12 protein-coding genes are annotated in these 16,877 nt (G+C 48.5%); 11 read left to right on the top strand and 1 reads right to left on the bottom strand.

All coding sequences use genetic code 11. The features are described 5' to 3' along the window. Positions 1–99 precede the first annotated feature (99 nt). Genes QFZ48_RS01105 through QFZ48_RS01060 form a run of 10 tightly spaced genes read left to right on the top strand, consistent with a single transcriptional unit; the run spans position 100 to position 13,798 of the window. Positions 100–3,318 (top strand): SusC/RagA family TonB-linked outer membrane protein, encoded by a 3,219-nt coding sequence (locus QFZ48_RS01105; protein WP_429060736.1) that lies wholly within the window; start codon positions 100–102, stop codon positions 3,316–3,318. Positions 3,319–3,362: 44 nt separating this feature from the next. Beyond that, a complete protein-coding gene (locus tag QFZ48_RS01100) occupies positions 3,363–4,937 on the top strand; it encodes a SusD/RagB family nutrient-binding outer membrane lipoprotein (protein ID WP_429046405.1) in 1,575 nt (524 codons plus the stop codon). A 32-nt stretch (positions 4,938–4,969) separates the two neighbouring features. After that, positions 4,970–6,310 (top strand): glycosyl hydrolase family 18 protein, encoded by a 1,341-nt coding sequence (locus tag QFZ48_RS01095; RefSeq protein WP_429060734.1) that lies wholly within the window; start codon positions 4,970–4,972, stop codon positions 6,308–6,310. Positions 6,311–6,341: 31 nt separating this feature from the next. Further along, the gene (locus tag QFZ48_RS01090) at positions 6,342–7,871 is read left to right on the top strand and encodes a beta-N-acetylhexosaminidase (RefSeq protein WP_429060732.1); all 1,530 of its coding nucleotides are present in this window, start codon (positions 6,342–6,344) and stop codon (positions 7,869–7,871) included. Between the two features lie 5 nt (positions 7,872–7,876). Next, positions 7,877–9,199: a sugar MFS transporter gene (locus QFZ48_RS01085; protein WP_429046410.1), complete on the top strand. Its 1,323-nt coding sequence runs from the start codon at positions 7,877–7,879 to the stop codon at positions 9,197–9,199. Next, on the top strand, positions 9,196–10,410 hold the full coding sequence (gene nagA, locus QFZ48_RS01080; protein ID WP_429060730.1) for an N-acetylglucosamine-6-phosphate deacetylase: 1,215 nt from the start codon (positions 9,196–9,198) through the stop codon (positions 10,408–10,410). Before QFZ48_RS01085 ends, nagA begins: the two co-directional genes overlap by 4 nt. 6 nt (positions 10,411–10,416) lie before the next feature. Further along, positions 10,417–11,187 carry a glucosamine-6-phosphate deaminase gene (locus QFZ48_RS01075; protein ID WP_429046414.1) on the top strand — a complete coding sequence of 257 codons (771 nt, stop codon included), beginning with the start codon at positions 10,417–10,419 and terminating at the stop codon, positions 11,185–11,187. Between the two features lie 2 nt (positions 11,188–11,189). Beyond that, positions 11,190–11,831, top strand: a complete 642-nt coding sequence (locus QFZ48_RS01070) for a carbohydrate-binding family 9-like protein (RefSeq protein ID WP_429046415.1) — start codon at positions 11,190–11,192, stop codon at positions 11,829–11,831. A 29-nt stretch (positions 11,832–11,860) separates the two neighbouring features. After that, the gene (locus QFZ48_RS01065; protein WP_429046416.1) at positions 11,861–12,667 is read left to right on the top strand and encodes a glycoside hydrolase family 16 protein; all 807 of its coding nucleotides are present in this window, start codon (positions 11,861–11,863) and stop codon (positions 12,665–12,667) included. 6 nt (positions 12,668–12,673) lie between these two features. Next, the gene (locus tag QFZ48_RS01060) at positions 12,674–13,798 is read left to right on the top strand and encodes an acyltransferase family protein (RefSeq protein ID WP_429046417.1); all 1,125 of its coding nucleotides are present in this window, start codon (positions 12,674–12,676) and stop codon (positions 13,796–13,798) included. Between the two features lie 53 nt (positions 13,799–13,851). Here QFZ48_RS01060 and QFZ48_RS01055 read toward each other — a convergent pair whose 3' ends face one another. Then, on the bottom strand, positions 13,852–14,772 hold the full coding sequence (locus tag QFZ48_RS01055; RefSeq protein ID WP_429046419.1) for a DUF2268 domain-containing putative Zn-dependent protease: 921 nt from the start codon (positions 14,770–14,772) through the stop codon (positions 13,852–13,854). A 122-nt stretch (positions 14,773–14,894) separates the two neighbouring features. On the opposite strand from QFZ48_RS01055, the gene QFZ48_RS01050 reads away from it, so the two are divergent. After that, the gene (locus QFZ48_RS01050; protein ID WP_429060728.1) at positions 14,895–16,865 is read left to right on the top strand and encodes a DUF1963 domain-containing protein; all 1,971 of its coding nucleotides are present in this window, start codon (positions 14,895–14,897) and stop codon (positions 16,863–16,865) included. Positions 16,866–16,877: the final 12 nt, after the last annotated feature.

The following is a 16,877-nucleotide window of genomic DNA, read 5'->3' as shown; positions in this document are numbered from 1 at the left end:
GCGCTACGCTTTATTCCGGATAAAGTGAAGCCGGGCGGGTATTTATTGATCACTGCTGTGTACCTATCGAATTAGGCCAGAACCAAAATCACTACCACCATGAATGCAATTGTCAAGTTTAAACATCTGTACTTATGTATAACGATGTTGGCGGCTTCCCGGCACTATGCCGCTGCGCAGGCGCCTGCTGTTATAAAAGGCATCATCACGGATGAAAAGGGCGCTGTGATTCCCGGCGCCAGTATCTTCAACAAAAACAGTAAGGAAACCGCCATCTCAGCGGGCGATGGGGCCTATTCCATTAAAGCCGCCGGCGGCGACAGCATCATCATCCAGATGATTGGTTACGAGCGTGCTGGTTTCCTCACCCGAACACAACGCCTCATGAATGTGAAGCTGCTGTCGCGTTCAGAAACATTGAAAGATGTGGTGGTTACCGCACTCGGCATCCGCCGGGAAGAACGGGAACTGGGCTACGCATTTTCCGAAGTAAAGGGAGAGGATATCAATAAAGCAAAAGAAACCAATGTGATCAACTCCCTGGCAGGAAAAGTGCCGGGCCTGATCATCAACAGCACCGCGGGAGGTCCGTCCGGTTCTTCCAGGGTTATCATCCGCGGAAATACCAGTATCACCGGCAACAACCAGCCGTTATATGTTATCGACGGTATCCCGATGGATAATTCCAATTACGGCCAGGTGGGCGATACCAAGTTCGCAGAAGGCGTGGACATGGGCGATGCCATCTCGGCGATTAATCCGGATGATATCGATAAGATCAGTGTTTTGAAAGGCCCCTCCGCCGCTGCATTGTACGGCAGCAGCGCCGCCAACGGGGTGATACTCATCACTACCAAAAGAGGCGCGAAGTCGAAAGAACTGGGCGTGGAACTGAGCAGTACCGCTACTATTGAAAACCAGCTTACAAAAGTTGATGGCAACCAATACCTGTACGGGCAAGGCCGCTCCGGGCAACTGCCACTGGATCAATCGCAGGCGCAAAGCACTATGTTCACCAACTTTGGTCCCCGGTTGGATCCCAGTCTCCATTCCATTGGATTCGACGGCGTAACCAGGCCCTATGCCCTTGCAAAAGATAATTTCGGCAGCTTCTTCAGAACAGGATCTTCCTTGAATAATACCTTGTCGCTCACTAATACCACCGACAGGTCCAATTTCCGCTTTTCTGTTTCAGACCTGCGGTATAAAGACATCCTGCCGAACAGTGATATCCGCCGCAATAATTTCACGTTCAGCGGCCGGTCGAAATTCGGAAGTAAACTCGATGTGGATGTAAGAGCCACTTATCTGAATGAAAGGGTTAACAACAGGGCCGGCCTGGGAGATGCACCCACCAACATCGGGCAAAACTTTAACGGCCTGGCTAATAACATCGATCAATCTGTTTTTTCCGATACCTATAAAACCGCACAGGGCGAGTACGTGGAATGGGGCGGTGGCGCTTACCGCCTGAATCCTTACTGGATACTCTATGAAATGTCGAACGTTACGCTGAAAGACAGGCTCACTGGTGCTTTCAACGCCACCTATACGGTTAACAACTGGCTTAGTTTCCTCGCAAGAGCTTCCACCGATATCACTTTCCTGAACTACCGGAAATACAGTCCGCGTACCACGCCGCTGGCGCTTTCGGGTATGATGAATGTACTGGACCAGAAGTATTCCACTACCCAGGCCGATTTCATGGCTACCATCACTAAAAAGATCACAACCGATCTCAATTTTTCTGCACGCCTGGGCGCCAGCTTTAACCAGCGTATCAGGAAAGGCACTACCGCTACCTATTCCAATATGACGGTAACAGATGTGATCAGCATCAACAGCTACCAGGATAAAAGCATTGAAGAAAATAACGTGCGCAGGGAGATCAGATCGGCGTATGGACTGTTCACCTTTGGCTATAAGAATTACCTGTACCTCGACGCTACGGTGAGAACAGATGCTTCGTCGACCCTGCCTGAAAATAACAACGTATATACTTATCCCTCTTTATCTGCCAGTTTCATTTTTACCGATGCGTTTAAAATGAAGAGCGATGTATTATCGTTCGGTAAACTCAGGGCCTCCTGGGCGGAAGTAGGAAACGACACCGACCCTTATATGCTGGATGTGTATTACAGTCTTTACCCACTCGCATTCAATGGGGTGCAGCCGGCTAACCTGGCCACGAAAATATTACCAAACATTAACCTGAAACCCACCAGGACGCGCTCATTTGAGGCAGGCACTAACCTGAAGTTCTTTAACGGCCGGCTGAATTTCGACGCCACCTATTATACTTCCCATTCCAGGGACCAGATCAATATTGTGCCGGCGCCTATCTCTTCCGGGTTCCCAAAGCAGATCATCAATGCCGGTATGATCACCAATAAGGGAATAGAATTGTTACTGTCCGGCACACCGGTATCTAAAAAGAACTTCTCCTGGGATCTTACATTAAATTTTGCCCGCAATGTTAATAAAGTTGAATCGCTGGCAGACGATGTACCGTTTATTGCTTTATCAGAAGCAAGATGGCTTGGCCTGCTGGTAGCCGCTATGCCCGGTCAGCAATACGGCGCTATCCTTGGATACGACTACCAGCGCGATCCGGACGGAAACATTATCCTTAACCCATCTTCCCTGAATCCCATGCCTACGGCCAACAGAAGAGTATTGGGCAAGGGCGTGTTCGACTGGACCGGTGGTGTGATGAGCAGGGTTACCTATAAAAATTTCAGTCTTAATGCGGCATTCGATATCAAATACGGCGCTGATATTTTCTCGATGACCGACCTGTTCTCCGTGGTAAGGGGCAGCAGCGTGAAAACCTTGCCCGGCCGCGAAGAATGGATTCTTTCCGAACAGGAAAGGCTTGCTGCGAAGAAGACCCCGGCCGAATGGCAGGCCGCAGGAAACGTAAAAGGATATGTGCCTGAAGGTGTAGTGCAAACCGGCACGGACGCCGGGGGCAAACCGGTGTACACTAAAAACACGCGGGCAGTGGATCCTTCTGTTTACTGGGGCGGCTTTTACTCCGATGGTAATGGTATTGCGGTACCGTTTATTTACAAGGCCACCTATGTGAAGGTGCGGGAAATCACGTTGTCTTACCGCGTGCCGGGAACCTTCAACAGGAGGTTGGGCATCAAAGATGCTTCGGTTGGTTTAGTAGCGAGAAATCCTTTTATCATCTATAAAGATATTCCCAACGTAGATCCGGATTCCAATTATAACAACGGTAACGGCCAGGGGCTGGAATATGGATCACTTCCATCAAGACGGGGCTGGGGAATTAACCTGAATGTCAAGTTCTAATCAATCAAAACATGACAGACATGCACACTAAAAGCAATCATTCAATGAGATATATACTACTGGCGCTGTTGCTGCTGATATCCGCCTGCAGCAAGTTCGGTGATCTGAATACCGATCCCACCAAGTCCAGCAAAATAAACCCCGAGAACCAGCTGATCTTTGCGCAACTGTGGTTCTCCGGAGACCTTTCCACGCAGGAACGTACCAACAGCATTGTGCTGATGCCGATGATGCAACAGCTGGGAGCCGCTTATTATGCAAGGGTGGGAGGCATGTACATAAAAGACATTACGCGGATGTGGGTAATGTGGGAAAACAGTTATCAGAATGATGTGGTGAATATAGTAGATGCCGTGGAACGCACCAACGGGGTAGCATCAAAAACCAATCTGAATGCGATCTGCCGGATCATGAAAGTATATACTTTCGCCAGGTTAACAGATCTCTATGGAGATATCCCCTATTCCCAGGCAGGCAGCGCATTTTACACCCAGGTGAAACGCCCGGTGTATGATCTGCAGCAGGACATTTATAATAATTTTCTTGAAGAACTGAAAGCGGCATCTGCACAACTGGATCCGGCTAAGGACAAAGTATCCAATGAAATTTTTTACAAGGGGGATATTGTTGCCTGGAAGAAATTTGCCAATTCACTGCGGATCAGGCTGGCCCTGCGCCTGGTGAAGCGCGATGCTGAAAAGGCAAAGAAAGAAGTCCAGGAAGCCTTTAATGCCGATGGCGGCGTGATGATCAGCAACGCTGATAACTGCATGACGAAGCACATGGATATCCAGAATAATTATTCAGACCTGCGGGGTAATTCTGTGTCAGCCGCCATCAATCAGCAGAGTGCCATGCCGAAGCTGGTGACGACCTTCCTGGATCAGCTGAAAAATACCAACGACCCGCGGGTGAATTACATTCCGCGTTGTTACAAGCAGAACGTGCCGCTGAAGCCCTTTGAAAGGGAAGATATTACCGCGCAGGTAAAAGCCAGTGTGCTGGGGCTGGTGGGGTCGAAGCCCGGGAAATATGTGTATGACGACTGGGTAGGTCCGGTTACCGTAAAACTCGCCAATGGCGCCAATTATAACGCAGTGAACGGTGATTTGAAATGTGAGATGAATACTTGTTTTATGCGCAATAACGCTCCCTTCCTGCATTTGACCTATGCAGAAGTGGAGTTGTTATTGGCAGATGCGTCCGTGCGCCTGGGGCTCACACTGGGAGCGGATGCGGCTACGCATTATCAGAAGGGGGTAGAGGCAGCCATGAAACAGCTGAGCCTTTACCCCGGCGGGCCGGTGATCCCCGATGCGGAAATAGCGGATTTCTTAACGAATAACCCGCTGCAGCCGGGCACGGAATTAAAGCAGATCAATAACCAGTTGTGGATCGCTTTGATGCTGAACGGGCCAGAGCTGTTTGCCAACTGGCGTAGGACCGGCTATCCCGAACTGGTAGCCACTCCCAACAATGAATCCACCTCGCTGACGATACCGCGGCGGTTTCAGTATCCGTTATCAGAAAAAGAGCAGAACACTGTGAATGTGCAGGCTGCCATTGAGCGGATAAACGAAGATGACTGGCTGAAGAGGGTATGGTGGGACAAAGAATAAACATCCAAACACAGGAATAAAAATATTAACTGATGAAACGATCCATTTATTTATTGCTGGCGGTTTGCTGCTATTACATAGCAGGATGTAAAAAAGAAGAAGCGGATGAACAGTCCGATGGACGGCCGTTTACACCGCGCGTATTCAATGAAGCGGCCCTGTTCCCGGAAAGCCGCGATAGTGTAAGGGTGTTGATGATGGGAGAGCAACTGCCCTTCACCGGCATGCAATTTTCTCCCGGCGGCAAAGTGGCTATTTCCTGGAAGGTGAATGATAAAGAAGTGTCCACTGCCGATACCTTTGCCTTCAAGGCCACCACCGGCGGTGCTTTCCGTATAAAGCTCGATGTGTCTTATGAAGGCATGACCACCAGCCGGTACCGCGACGTTTTTGTAGTGCCGGACACCTATCAGAAAAAGGCGGCTGCCGGCGTTGTGCTGGCCTACCTGAATGATACGGCCGGTTATAAGTATATCGACTGGAACACGATCACGCACCTGGCTTATAAAGTAGCCACTATATCGGCTGCCGGCGTGATGGATATCTCAAAAGGGGAGCCTTACCGGAAAGCCGAAGAGCTGACAGGCAGGGCGCATCTCAACGGCGTGCCGGTGCTGCTGAGCGTAAGCGGCGCATTGTCGGGCGACGGATGGAGCGTAAGTCAGAGTAATAATTTTGGCGCCGTGATCACCGATGCGGCAAAAAGAGCGGCACTGGTGAAGGCCATTGCAAGTTATATTGCCGCAAAGAAAATGGATGGCGTAGATATCATGATGACCGACATCAACGCTTCTTCCGCTATTATTAATGCCAACATTGCGGCAACGGGTTTGTTATTGAATGAGCTGCGGGCAGCACTGGGTGCAGGCGCTATTATTTCAGTAACGGTGCCAACCAATCAATACCACGACCGTTACCCGGATCTCTCCGCCGCCACCTGGCTGAATGTGCATGCCTTTGAAGATGGCGTGCATGTAGGGCCGGGTAAAATTCCGGGCCAGCCTTCAGGATATGATTATTTTGTGACGGGGGCGTTGCTATGGAAAGCGAAATACCCTGCTTCAAAACTGGTAATCGGCATACCGGCGTTCGGGCTGAGGTATAACCAGCTCGATGCAAACGGGAATAACCTGGGCTGGTCGTCGTACAACTATATTCCTTACAAAGATATCCTGGCAGCAGTGCCCTCAGCATCAGACAAGGAATACGCGGAGATCTCCAAAGGGGTGTATTTTAATGGCCTGCCATTGGTAACGCAGAAAGCCACTTACCTGAAACAGAACGGCTTCCTGGGAGCTTATATCTGGACAGGCGATTATGACGTACAAGGCGCGAATTCTTTAACAGGTGCTGTATTCAACTTACTGAAATGAACACACGTAAATAATAAAAACCAGTAGTATTATGATGGCAAAGCGGGTATTAACAGCAGTGTTTATATTGGTCATGTATCTTTCGGTGAATGGCCAGGCGGATACTTTCCGTGTGAAAGGTTTTCATCTCGACCTGCGCATACAGGTGATGAAAATGCCGGCGTTGAAAGCATTTGCACGGCAGCTGAGCGAGCATGGCATCAACACGCTGGTGATGGAGTGGGAGGCCACTTATCCTTATCAGCAACACGCTGTTATTTCCAACCGCTACGCCTATACGCGAACGGAGATTGTTGATTTTGTAAAGTATTGTAACGGGTTGGGGATAGATGTGATTCCCCTCCAGCAAAGCTTTGGGCATGTTGAATATATTCTGCGGCACTGGCGCTACCGGGAGCTCCGGGAAGACCAGAAAGATTACTCCCAGGTAAATCCTACCAAAGAAGCGGCCTGCAAAGCCCTTTTTAGCGAGCTGTATAAGGATCTTATCTCCACACATACCTCCCGGTATATTCATATTGGTGGGGATGAAACTTACCTGCTTGGTCACTCAGAAGCGTCGAAACAGAAAATGGCGAAAGTGGGCAAAGGGCGTTTGTATGGCGATTACATAAAAATGCTGTGCGAGGTAGTGGTGAGCCTGGGCAAAATACCGGTGGTATGGGCAGATATTGCGTTGAAATACCCGGATGCATTACAGGGGTTGCCGAAGCAAACTGTTTTTATTGACTGGAACTATGGCTGGGCCCTCAATCGTTTTGGCGATCATGAAAAGCTTATGCACAGCGGGTTTGAAATATGGGGTTCCCCGGCTATCCGGAGTGGGCCGGATAATTATTTCCTGACCGACTGGGAGAAGCATTTTAATAATATCCGTGACTTTATTCCGCAGGCGCGGAAGTTAGGTTACCGTGGTATGGTCATGACTTCCTGGTCCACCTCCGGGTTGTATTCCCCGGTGTTTGAATCGGGCAGTGATATTACAGATCTCTATGCGATCCGCCGGGTGTATCCCATTGCGGGGTTTGATATGCTGATAGCCGCGTATTTTGAAAGTTTGCGTACCACCCGCCCGCTGGAAGTAACGAAATTCATTACCCGGTATTGCAAAGATACCTATGGCTTTAATGAAACGCAGGCCCTTGCCTGCTGGAACGCGCTGAAGAAAGCGCCTTATGAGGTGTCGCAGGGCGCGGTGGTAAAGCCGGGTGTTTCGCTCGCCGCTTTGCTGGACAGTGCGCGGGAAACAGCCAGGGTTTTATATTCCCTTCAACCGTCTGCTAATAAAGCCAGCTTTGGTCATTTCCTGTTAATGAGTGATATCAGGATCTATTACCTGTCTTGTTTAATGATAGAAGCAAAAATGAATAGTGTGAATTATACCCGGGATCAGGCGGCCGGTTTGCTGCAACAGCTGGATGCGCTGAAGCCGGAGCAGCTGAACAAACGTTTCTCGCTGATGAATGAGGAGATAATGTTTCCGGCAGAGATTGAAACAGAGAACACGTTGCGTAATGAAAGATGGAATCAGTTAAGAAATAAGCTGGAGGCCAACAAATGACACATATGAATATACAGGGGGTATTGTACAAACGGAGGGAGGACACGATATCTATTGTGATCATCGGGTTGATGTTTTTTATTTTTGGGATGGTCACCTGGATCAATGCTATCCTGATCCCTTATTTTAAGATAGGCTGTGAGCTGAATAATTTTCAATCCTACCTGGTAGCTTTTGCTTTTTATATTGCCTACCTGGTGATGTCGTTGCCAGCCGGTTACCTGCTGAAGAAAACCGGCTTCCGCAAGGGGATGATGATTGGTTTCTGGATCATGGCTTCCGGTACACTGCTTTTTGTACCTGCAGGTTTTACGAGGGCTTATCCTGTTTTCCTGGCGGGACTTTTTACAATTGGTCTGGGGCTGGCCGTTTTGCAAACTGCCGCCAACCCGTACATCACTATACTTGGCGATAAAGAGCGCGCCGCGCAGCGGTTCAGCATCATGGGTATATGCAACAAAGCTGCGGGGATACTGGCGCCGCTTTTATTTGCGGTGGCCATCATCCGGCCTGGTGATCAAACGCTTTTCAAGGCGCTCCCCGCGATGCAGGGACCGGAAAAAGAATTGATACTGGACCAGCTGATCCAACGGGTGATTGTTCCTTATGCAGTGGTATCTGTTGTTTTATTTTTGTTGGGATTATTGATAAGATTTTCTCCTTTACCGGAAATTGATACTGATACCGGGCATGGCGACACGGCTGCTTTACATGAAAACCGGAAAAGTGTACTGGAATTTCCGCACCTGGTTTTGGGAGCAGTGGCCATTTTTTTCCATGTAGGTTCGCAGGTGATTGCGGTAGACAGTATCATTAATTACGCCTCCGGTATGGGGATGCCATTCCTTGAAGCAAAGGTATTTCCGTCGTATACTTTAGCGGCTACCATCACCGGTTATATACTGGGTATATTATTGATACCGCGGTTTCTTTCGCAGCTGGTGGCGTTGCGTATCTGCACCGTATTGGGACTGTTGTTCAGCTGTATGATTCCTTTTATACAGGGAAACGTAACGCTGCTGGGACACCAAACGGACATTTCCGTATGGTGCATTGTGCTGCTGGGATTTGCCAATTCCATGATATGGGCGGGAATATGGCCGCTGGCACTCGATAGCCTGGGGAGCTTTATAAAAACGGGCGCCTCCCTACTGGTAATGGGGTTATGCGGCAATGCCATTTTGCCGCTGCTGTATGGATACTGGGCCGATAAATATGGTTTGCGGTTAGCTTACCTGGTGTTGTTGCCCTGCTATGGCTACCTGATCTTTTACGCATTTTATGCATTTGGCTTGAGAAGCTGGAACCGGAAAACTATTAATAAATGATAAACTATCTGAAGATATATAACGGAACGGTGCTTACACCGCAACGCACTATTCCCGGTGGTTGCGTGATTATCGCTGATGGCGTTATCGCTGAGGTAAGCGATCAGCAGATAGACGTGCCCGGCGCCATAGAGATAGATGCCCGCGGGCAATACATTGCGCCTGGTTTTATAGACATGCATGTGCATGGCGGCGGCGGCCACGACTTTATGGATAATACCATCGAAGCCTTCCATCAGATTGCCATTACGCATGCGCGCTTTGGCACCACCGCCATGATGCCCACTACGCTGAGCTGTGGTAAGCAGGATTTGCTGGATACGCTGGCTATTTACGAACAGGCGGATAAGGGGAATGATAAAGGCGCGGCATTTGTTGGCCTGCATATCGAAGGGCCTTATTTTTCCATGCAGCAGAGAGGGGCGCAGGACCCGCGCTATATCCGTAACCCCGACCCGGCTGAATACATGGAAATACTTTCCCGTTCCCCGGCCATCAAAAGATGGAGCGCCGCTCCTGAGCTACCTGGAGCGCCGGAGTTTGGAAGATACTTAACCAGCAGGAATATCCTGGCGGCACTGGCGCATACCGATGCTATTTATGAAGAAGTGGTAAAAGGCTATGAAGCGGGCTTTACACATGCCACGCATTTTTACTCCTGTATGTCCGGCGTGTCCCGGCGCAACGCATACCGCTATGCGGGGGTGATAGAAAGCGCTTATTTGATTGATGGCATGACCGTAGAGATTATTGCCGATGGTGTTCATTTGCCCGCGCCGTTGCTGAAACTGGTGTATAAAATTAAAGGGCCCGAACGCACGGCGTTGATCACCGATGCCATGCGCGCAGCGGCTATGCCGGAAGGCCCCTCGGTGTTGGGCAGCCTTAAAGATGGGTTGAACGTGCTGGTGGAAGATGGCGTGGCCAAGCTGCCCGACCGCAGCGCTTTTGCCGGAAGCGTGGCTACCGCCGACCGGTTAGTACTGAACATGGTGGAACTGGCCGCCATTCCCCTGCGGGATGCCGTAAGGATGATGAGTGAAACACCTGCATCTATTCTCCGCATACAGGACCGGAAAGGAACCCTGGAAAAAGGGAAGGACGCGGATGTTGTCATCTTCGACGACAAGATAAATATTCACACCACTATCGTGAACGGGAAAATAGTGTACACGTCGAAAGAAATTTCTCCGGGTATCTTATCTAAATAAAAAAACATGATAAAGGAATTTAAAGCAGGAAAATTAACCGTGAGGATTTATCCCAACCGGCAGGAAATGGGCAGGGCAGCTGCGGAGATGGCGGCGGTTACCCTCCGGCATTTATTGGAAAATAAAAAAGAAGTGAATATCATTTTTGCGGCAGCCCCTTCCCAGAACGAGTTCCTGGAAGCGCTGCAGCAGGAGAAAGGCATTGAATGGAACCGCATAAATGCCTTTCATATGGATGAATATATTGGCCTGCCGGCAGATGCGCCACAGGGATTTGGCAACTTCCTGAAGCACCGGATCTTTGATGCGTTGCCCTTTCATTCCGTTCATTATATCGATGGCAGCGGAACAGCAGCTGCCTGTGAGCAATATGCCGGCCTGCTGCAAACACATGCGGCAGATATCGTATGCATGGGCATAGGCGAGAATGGCCACCTTGCCTTCAATGATCCGCCGGTGGCCGATTTTAAAGATCCGCTGCAAGTGAAAACAGTAGCGCTGGATGAAGTATGCAGGCAGCAACAGGTGAATGATGGATGTTTCGCCACATTGGAAGAAGTACCCACGCATGCCGTTACCTTAACCATTCCCACGTTGCTGGCAGCGCCCTATATCTTTTGCGTGGTGCCCGGTTCCCGGAAAGCAGCAGCGGTATACGATACTGTTCACCGGGATATACAGCAGCAATATCCCGCTACCATCCTGCGTACCCATCCGGGTGCGGTGCTTTTCCTGGATGCTGACAGCGGTGCGCAGCTAAGCCATCAAAAGGTATAAGGATGCGGAAACTGGAGGTACCCTTTATTCCGTTGTATGGCAGGCCGGCACCGGCGGAAGTGAGCCGGTTGCTGGACAGGCTGCAGGTGATCCCGATCAGCTGTAACCCCTGGCCGCAGTATGCGCATGCGGTAACCGCAGCGTTTTCCATTGCGCATAGCGAAGAGGCTATTTTGCTCAAGTATTATGTAAAAGAGAGCCATTTGCTGGCAGCGGCTTCTACTAACGGGGATATTCATAAAGACAGCTGCGTGGAATTTTTTGTTGCCTGCGACGATGGCGGCAATTATTATAACCTGGAGTTTAACTGTATAGGCTGGTGTAAAGCAGGATTTGGATCCAGCCGTGAAAACAGGGCACCGCTGCCTGTTACGGCTACAGACCTGATCACCACGGCTACCCATATCACATCGGCAGTGGAGCATGGGAGGAGATCATTTGTTTGGGAACTGACGGTGATTATACCTGCAGTAGTATTCAGCTATCACAATATCACTACCCTAACCGCCATGAAGGTGAAAGGCAATTTTTACAAATGCGGGGATGAAATGCCGGCGCCGCATTTTTTAACCTGGAATGACGTAAAAGCCGCTATGCCGGATTTCCACCGGCGGGAAGATTTTGCGGATATCTGTTTTCTCTGATATTCATTAACCTATAAAAAGTACAAAATATGAAAAGCACTTTTGCATGGCTGCTGGCAGCCATCCCTGTTTGTTTTGCAAATTGTACCTCCTCCAAGCTGGATGGGCCGGTTCAAACAAAAACAAGTATTCAGAACAGCAAAGCCAATACGGTGGCCGTGAACGCGCTGAACCAAACCACTATCCAGTTTTCGGGTTATACCTGGATCGTAAAGGAACCGGCTGGTCAGCAGGGACCACATAATAACTACTGGAGTGGTGACAATGTGTGGGTAGACAGCAACGGACGGTTACACCTGGTGCTCAAGAAACACAATGATACCGGCCGGTGGGAGTGTGCAGAGGTAAGAAGCACACAGCTGTTTGGTTATGGCACTTACCAATGGAAGATTGAAGGAGCCGTAAATGCCCTGGATAAAAATATTGTATTGGGTCTTTTTAACTACTCCGGCAACAGCCGTTTTGATGAAATGGATATCGAGTTTTCACGATGGGGATATCCCAATGCGCCGATATTAAACTATACCGTTTGGCCGGCTACCGGCGATACGGGTATCAGCAATGTAACCTATGCAAAGGATTTTGTGATGAACGGCACCTATACCACGCACCGTTTCCGGCGGGATGCCACCTCCATTCATTTTCAGAGTTTGCACGGCTTTCAGAATGGAAACGTGAACCAGTTTGAAACAAAAACGTGGACTGCACCCACTTCTATCAGCACGCTGCAAATGCCGGTACACATGAACCTCTGGCTTTTTAAAGCGGTGCCGCCTTCTAATGGCAAAGCAGTGGAAATCATTATACACGAATTCAAATTTACCCCTTTATCTTAGTGGCGTATGAAATCTGTACCGGAAAGATACCCTGCGTTGGATGTGCTGAGAGGCATGACCGTTGCTTTCATGATAGTGGTGAATACACCCGGCAGCTGGAATGCGATCTATGCACCTTTTAAACACTCCGACTGGCACGGATTTACGGTTACCGACCTGGTGTTTCCGTCCTTCCTGTTTGTGGTGGGAAACGCTCTTAGCTTCAGTATGAGGAAGATGAAAAGTCTTTCTCATACTGCATTTATGGGTAAGGTATTCAAACGTACAGCGATCATTTTTATGATTGGGATATTACTCGGCGTTTTTCCTTTTGTGCAGGTGGAAGAGGGACATTACCTGTGGAAGGACCTGGCTGATACCCGGATCTGGGGCGTTTTACAACGTATCGCGGTTTGTTACTGTATCGCAGCTTTTATGATCCGTTACAGCAGCCACCGCATGCTTGTTGTTATGAGCGTACTGATATTATTGTTGTATTGGTATGTGTTGTATTATTTTGGGACGCAACCAGGACCTTACAGCCTTGAAGGAAATGCCGTGGGCAGATTGGACGCGCTTTATTTATCTCCCCGGAACATGTACCGGCATTATGGATTTCCATTTGATCCGCTGGGGTTATTGAGTACGTTCCCGGCTGTTATTAATGTGGTGGCAGGTTTTCTTACGGGTAGTTTTATCCAGGAGAACGGGAAGCGCATAGGCGGTATCGTGAAGTTGCTGGTAGCCGGGATATTGCTGGTGGTGGCCGGCACGTTATGGGACAGGTGGTTGCCGATTAACAAGCCGCTGTGGACCAGCTCCTATGTTGTGTATGCCACTGGCTTTGATTTGCTGATCCTCGCCGCATTGATCATCATCATTGATGTATGGTCGTTCCGGAAATGGACTTATTTCTTTGAAGTGTTTGGTAAAAATCCCTTGTTCATTTACATCGTTGCCTGGGTGGTGATTGTATTGCTGGGAATGATACGCATAGACGGGGGATCCGTGAGAGGTATTATTTACAGGGATGCTTTTACCAGTTGGCTATCTGACAAAAATGCTTCCCTGTTGTTTGCTGTTTTTTATATGCTGCTGATGTGGCTTGTTGGATATGTGATGGACCGGCGGAAGATATATGTTAAAGTGTAATTATCTTACCAACACGGATTTTGTCAGTAAGATAATTAACACCGATGCCTATCTTATTTGAGATATTCTTTCAGATATCCGCTCCTGGTTAAAAACGCTTTATAGTCTTTGATGTCAAGAATTTCCCTGACAGCCTCTTTTTTATCGGTTGCCTTCACAAAATATTGTTGTGTAATCTTATAACCCATCCAATAACCGAGATCATTTGGGCGGTTGTCTTTCCCGGAAACACCATATAGCCAGTCGATATAGTTGGTACTATCCATTCTTGTAACAAATTCCCTGCATAATTTTTCCTCGTTTTTATTCCCGTAATCTATCGCAATTTTATTGGTAGTTGCCCCGGATATCAGTTCTCCTAAAAAATCCGCGCTGCCTTCGATAATACTTTGCTGCAATAAAGTGGGATTTTCCATCCAGTTCTTTTGCTGAAAATGAATCAGCTCATGCGCTACAATAAATGGAATGTTGCTGACATCAGTTTGCTTTTCAGCGCCGATGAACAAACCCTGCTCATTGAAGGTTCCTCCTGAATTATATGCGCCGATCACAAAATAAACAGGTGGATACTGCGCGGGAGGGTACCAGTATTTTAAAGCGTAGAACGCGCTGCGGCATTGTTTTTCTTTTTCCTTCATTTGCAAGGTGGTGGCCCTTACTTTTTCATAGTCGCTGCGACGTTTCCTGACTACCAGGAATAAATTTTCGGCGCTTTTAATCCTGCCTGGTATAAACCCCTTTACACCGGCGCTGCCAATGTCGAGATAGGCGCTGCCAAACGGGTTAACGGTCGTGTCTTTTTTAAAGAGGTCAAACGCTTTCCAGAAAACATCAATGTCTTTTGTGAGAAAAACAGCGCTGTCGGGGTTATTTGAAAAAGCTGTTTGGGAATAAGTAACCGTGCATGTAAATACAACTATTAATAATGTCAGGCAATATTTAAACATAGCAACATTGGTTGAAAATGGCTTCATAATATTGCAAAGTAATTTTTTTGACGCAAAATTCTTTTTTTAAGCCGCTTTTCGTATAATTATGCCATGTGCCGGTAACCCGGTTAACCCAAATTCGGAAACCATATCAAAAGAACGGGCTTATGGAAATTCATGCTTTTGTACCACCAGCGGATGGTAAAAACCACTTTCAGATAGGAGATTTTAATTTTGAGATAGATGAAGCACAATCGGGACAGGGTTTCGATTACTCAGGGGCTTTACTCATCACAGTGGTTGCCAGGACCGGCGATGTAGAAAGGGCTGTGGCGGTGGAATTACTGGACGACTACGAGCCCACGGGCGAGGTGAAAATTACGATTCCCGCATTGGGTGTTTATAAAAGCGATGCACCGGAAGGCGTGCTGCATTTTACGGAAGACAAACACGAGGCGCCTTATCTTTCTATTAACCGGGAAAGGTTTCATTATAAGTTAAAATTTTCAGGGGATGTTATTTTTAAAGATGGTTGGGTAGCGCTGCTGGGGCAGTTGAAACCTTCGTGGAGTGATCAACCCGTGTTTGCGGTGACTGTTTACCGGAAGATAGATACCGCACAGTTAAACTGGGAAGAGTACTGTTTCACTTCCGTGGCAGAAGCAGCAGGCGCTCCCGTGGAACTGGTGAAAAAACTAGTGCTCACCAACCCTGCATTCGACCGGCTGTCGAATGAATTTTATCGCCTGAAAGCATTGCGGCATGTGGAAATCATGGCCAAATGGCCGGTGAAAAAAATCCCCCTGGAACGGCTGGATGATAAGTTGCTTCATCTCCGTGAACTGGAGCACCTGGTGATTGTTGATTCAAACCTGTGCCGTATCCCTGAGTATATGAACCAGCTTACGAAGTTGAAGCATTGTTCGTTTGCAGGTGGAAATTTATCGCGTGTACCCGCTCACCTGATGGATATGCCGCGGCTGGAATATCTTAACCTCAACGGCAACCAGCTCAGCGAAATAGCCGCATTCGAATTGCCGGAGCTGAAATACCTGCACCTGGCGAAGAACCAGTTAAAAACCCTGCCCGAAAATCTATTGGCGTTGCCAAAAATTATAAAGATCAACGCTGCCAATAACCCGTTTTCATTCCTGCCGGCAGCTTTTTCAGATTTTGCCGGACTGGAACTGGATATAAAAAGTAAGCAGCAGTTGCTGGATAATACTTACAAAGATGCAGATGGCAACGGACCGGTGAACTGGAACGATGAAAGTTTCTTTGCGCAGTATGATGAAGCATTAATTAAACCAGTGGATGAGATCCTGCAGAAAGAGGGGTTATTACAACAGCGCGAAGCGTTACGTGCGCTGGTAAAAAAGACCATCAGTTTTAAATATTCCGGCGAAGAAGATTACGCTGCCACTGGCAACCACCGGTTTGGCGGCATGCCTGATTTGCCCGCGGATGTTGATTATCCTGTGTACCACGATGATTACCGCAAGGAGTATTATAAGTATGAATTCATCGCCCAGGTTAATTGTGAAGCGCTGGCGCCGTTACAGGAATATTTACCGGAAAAGGGAATGCTTTTCTTTTTCCTGGAAACCATGCACAACCTCGGCGCCCGGGACGGGCACCTGCCTTGTAAAGTATTGTATGTGGCCGATAATTCCACCCTGCAATCCGGTAAGCGGTTTTCCTTCGGGGAGCAGGATTTTTATGAATTGACAGATGGGCAATACGCCCCGTATAAAGCCGATGCTACGGTTAAAAATTCGGTACCGGGTTTTTATTCCTGGCATGTTAATCAGTATCTTTTCCGGGGTATATCGAAGTCGTTGTTGCAGGATGAGGCGCTGCTCAGCAATTTGTATGATATCTTTGAAGAGCCGGTTAATCGCCTGCTGGAAAGCGATCATGAAATGAATAACTATGGTTTTACGCAGCATCATTCCCCTGAGTTGCAGGCGGCGCTGGCCTGCAAAGGAAACCCCGAGGACTGGACCATTCTGCTTACCGTAAAATCGCGCGGGGATTTTAGTTGGGGAGATGCCGGCGACCTGTTTTTTGTTATACATAAAAGCGACCTGGCGCGGAAAGATTTCCGCAGGGTGTATGTAACTATGGAGAGCAGCTAAAGAAAGAATTGG

It is taken from the genome of Chitinophaga sp. W2I13 (assembly GCF_050434005.1).
Taxonomy (GTDB): Bacteria; Bacteroidota; Bacteroidia; order Chitinophagales; family Chitinophagaceae; genus Chitinophaga.
Note: the sequence above shows the minus strand (reverse complement) of the source record. Positions and strands in the feature narration are given on the sequence as shown.

Excerpts from the sequence above, each read along its gene's own strand:
- QFZ48_RS01065 (WP_429046416.1), top strand. The coding sequence starts at position 11,861 with ATGAAAAGCACTTTTGCATGGCTGCTGGCAGCCATCCCTGTTTGTTTT.
- QFZ48_RS01090 (WP_429060732.1), top strand. The coding sequence starts at position 6,342 with ATGATGGCAAAGCGGGTATTAACAGCAGTGTTTATATTGGTCATGTAT.
- QFZ48_RS01070 (WP_429046415.1), top strand. The coding sequence starts at position 11,190 with ATGCGGAAACTGGAGGTACCCTTTATTCCGTTGTATGGCAGGCCGGCA.
- nagA (WP_429060730.1), top strand. The coding sequence starts at position 9,196 with ATGATAAACTATCTGAAGATATATAACGGAACGGTGCTTACACCGCAA.
- QFZ48_RS01050 (WP_429060728.1), top strand. The coding sequence starts at position 14,895 with ATGGAAATTCATGCTTTTGTACCACCAGCGGATGGTAAAAACCACTTT.
- QFZ48_RS01075 (WP_429046414.1), top strand. The coding sequence starts at position 10,417 with ATGATAAAGGAATTTAAAGCAGGAAAATTAACCGTGAGGATTTATCCC.
- QFZ48_RS01100 (WP_429046405.1), top strand. The coding sequence starts at position 3,363 with ATGAGATATATACTACTGGCGCTGTTGCTGCTGATATCCGCCTGCAGC.
- QFZ48_RS01055 (WP_429046419.1), bottom strand. The coding sequence starts at position 14,772 with ATGAAGCCATTTTCAACCAATGTTGCTATGTTTAAATATTGCCTGACA.
- QFZ48_RS01095 (WP_429060734.1), top strand. The coding sequence starts at position 4,970 with ATGAAACGATCCATTTATTTATTGCTGGCGGTTTGCTGCTATTACATA.
- QFZ48_RS01105 (WP_429060736.1), top strand. The coding sequence starts at position 100 with ATGAATGCAATTGTCAAGTTTAAACATCTGTACTTATGTATAACGATG.
- QFZ48_RS01060 (WP_429046417.1), top strand. The coding sequence starts at position 12,674 with ATGAAATCTGTACCGGAAAGATACCCTGCGTTGGATGTGCTGAGAGGC.
- QFZ48_RS01085 (WP_429046410.1), top strand. The coding sequence starts at position 7,877 with ATGAATATACAGGGGGTATTGTACAAACGGAGGGAGGACACGATATCT.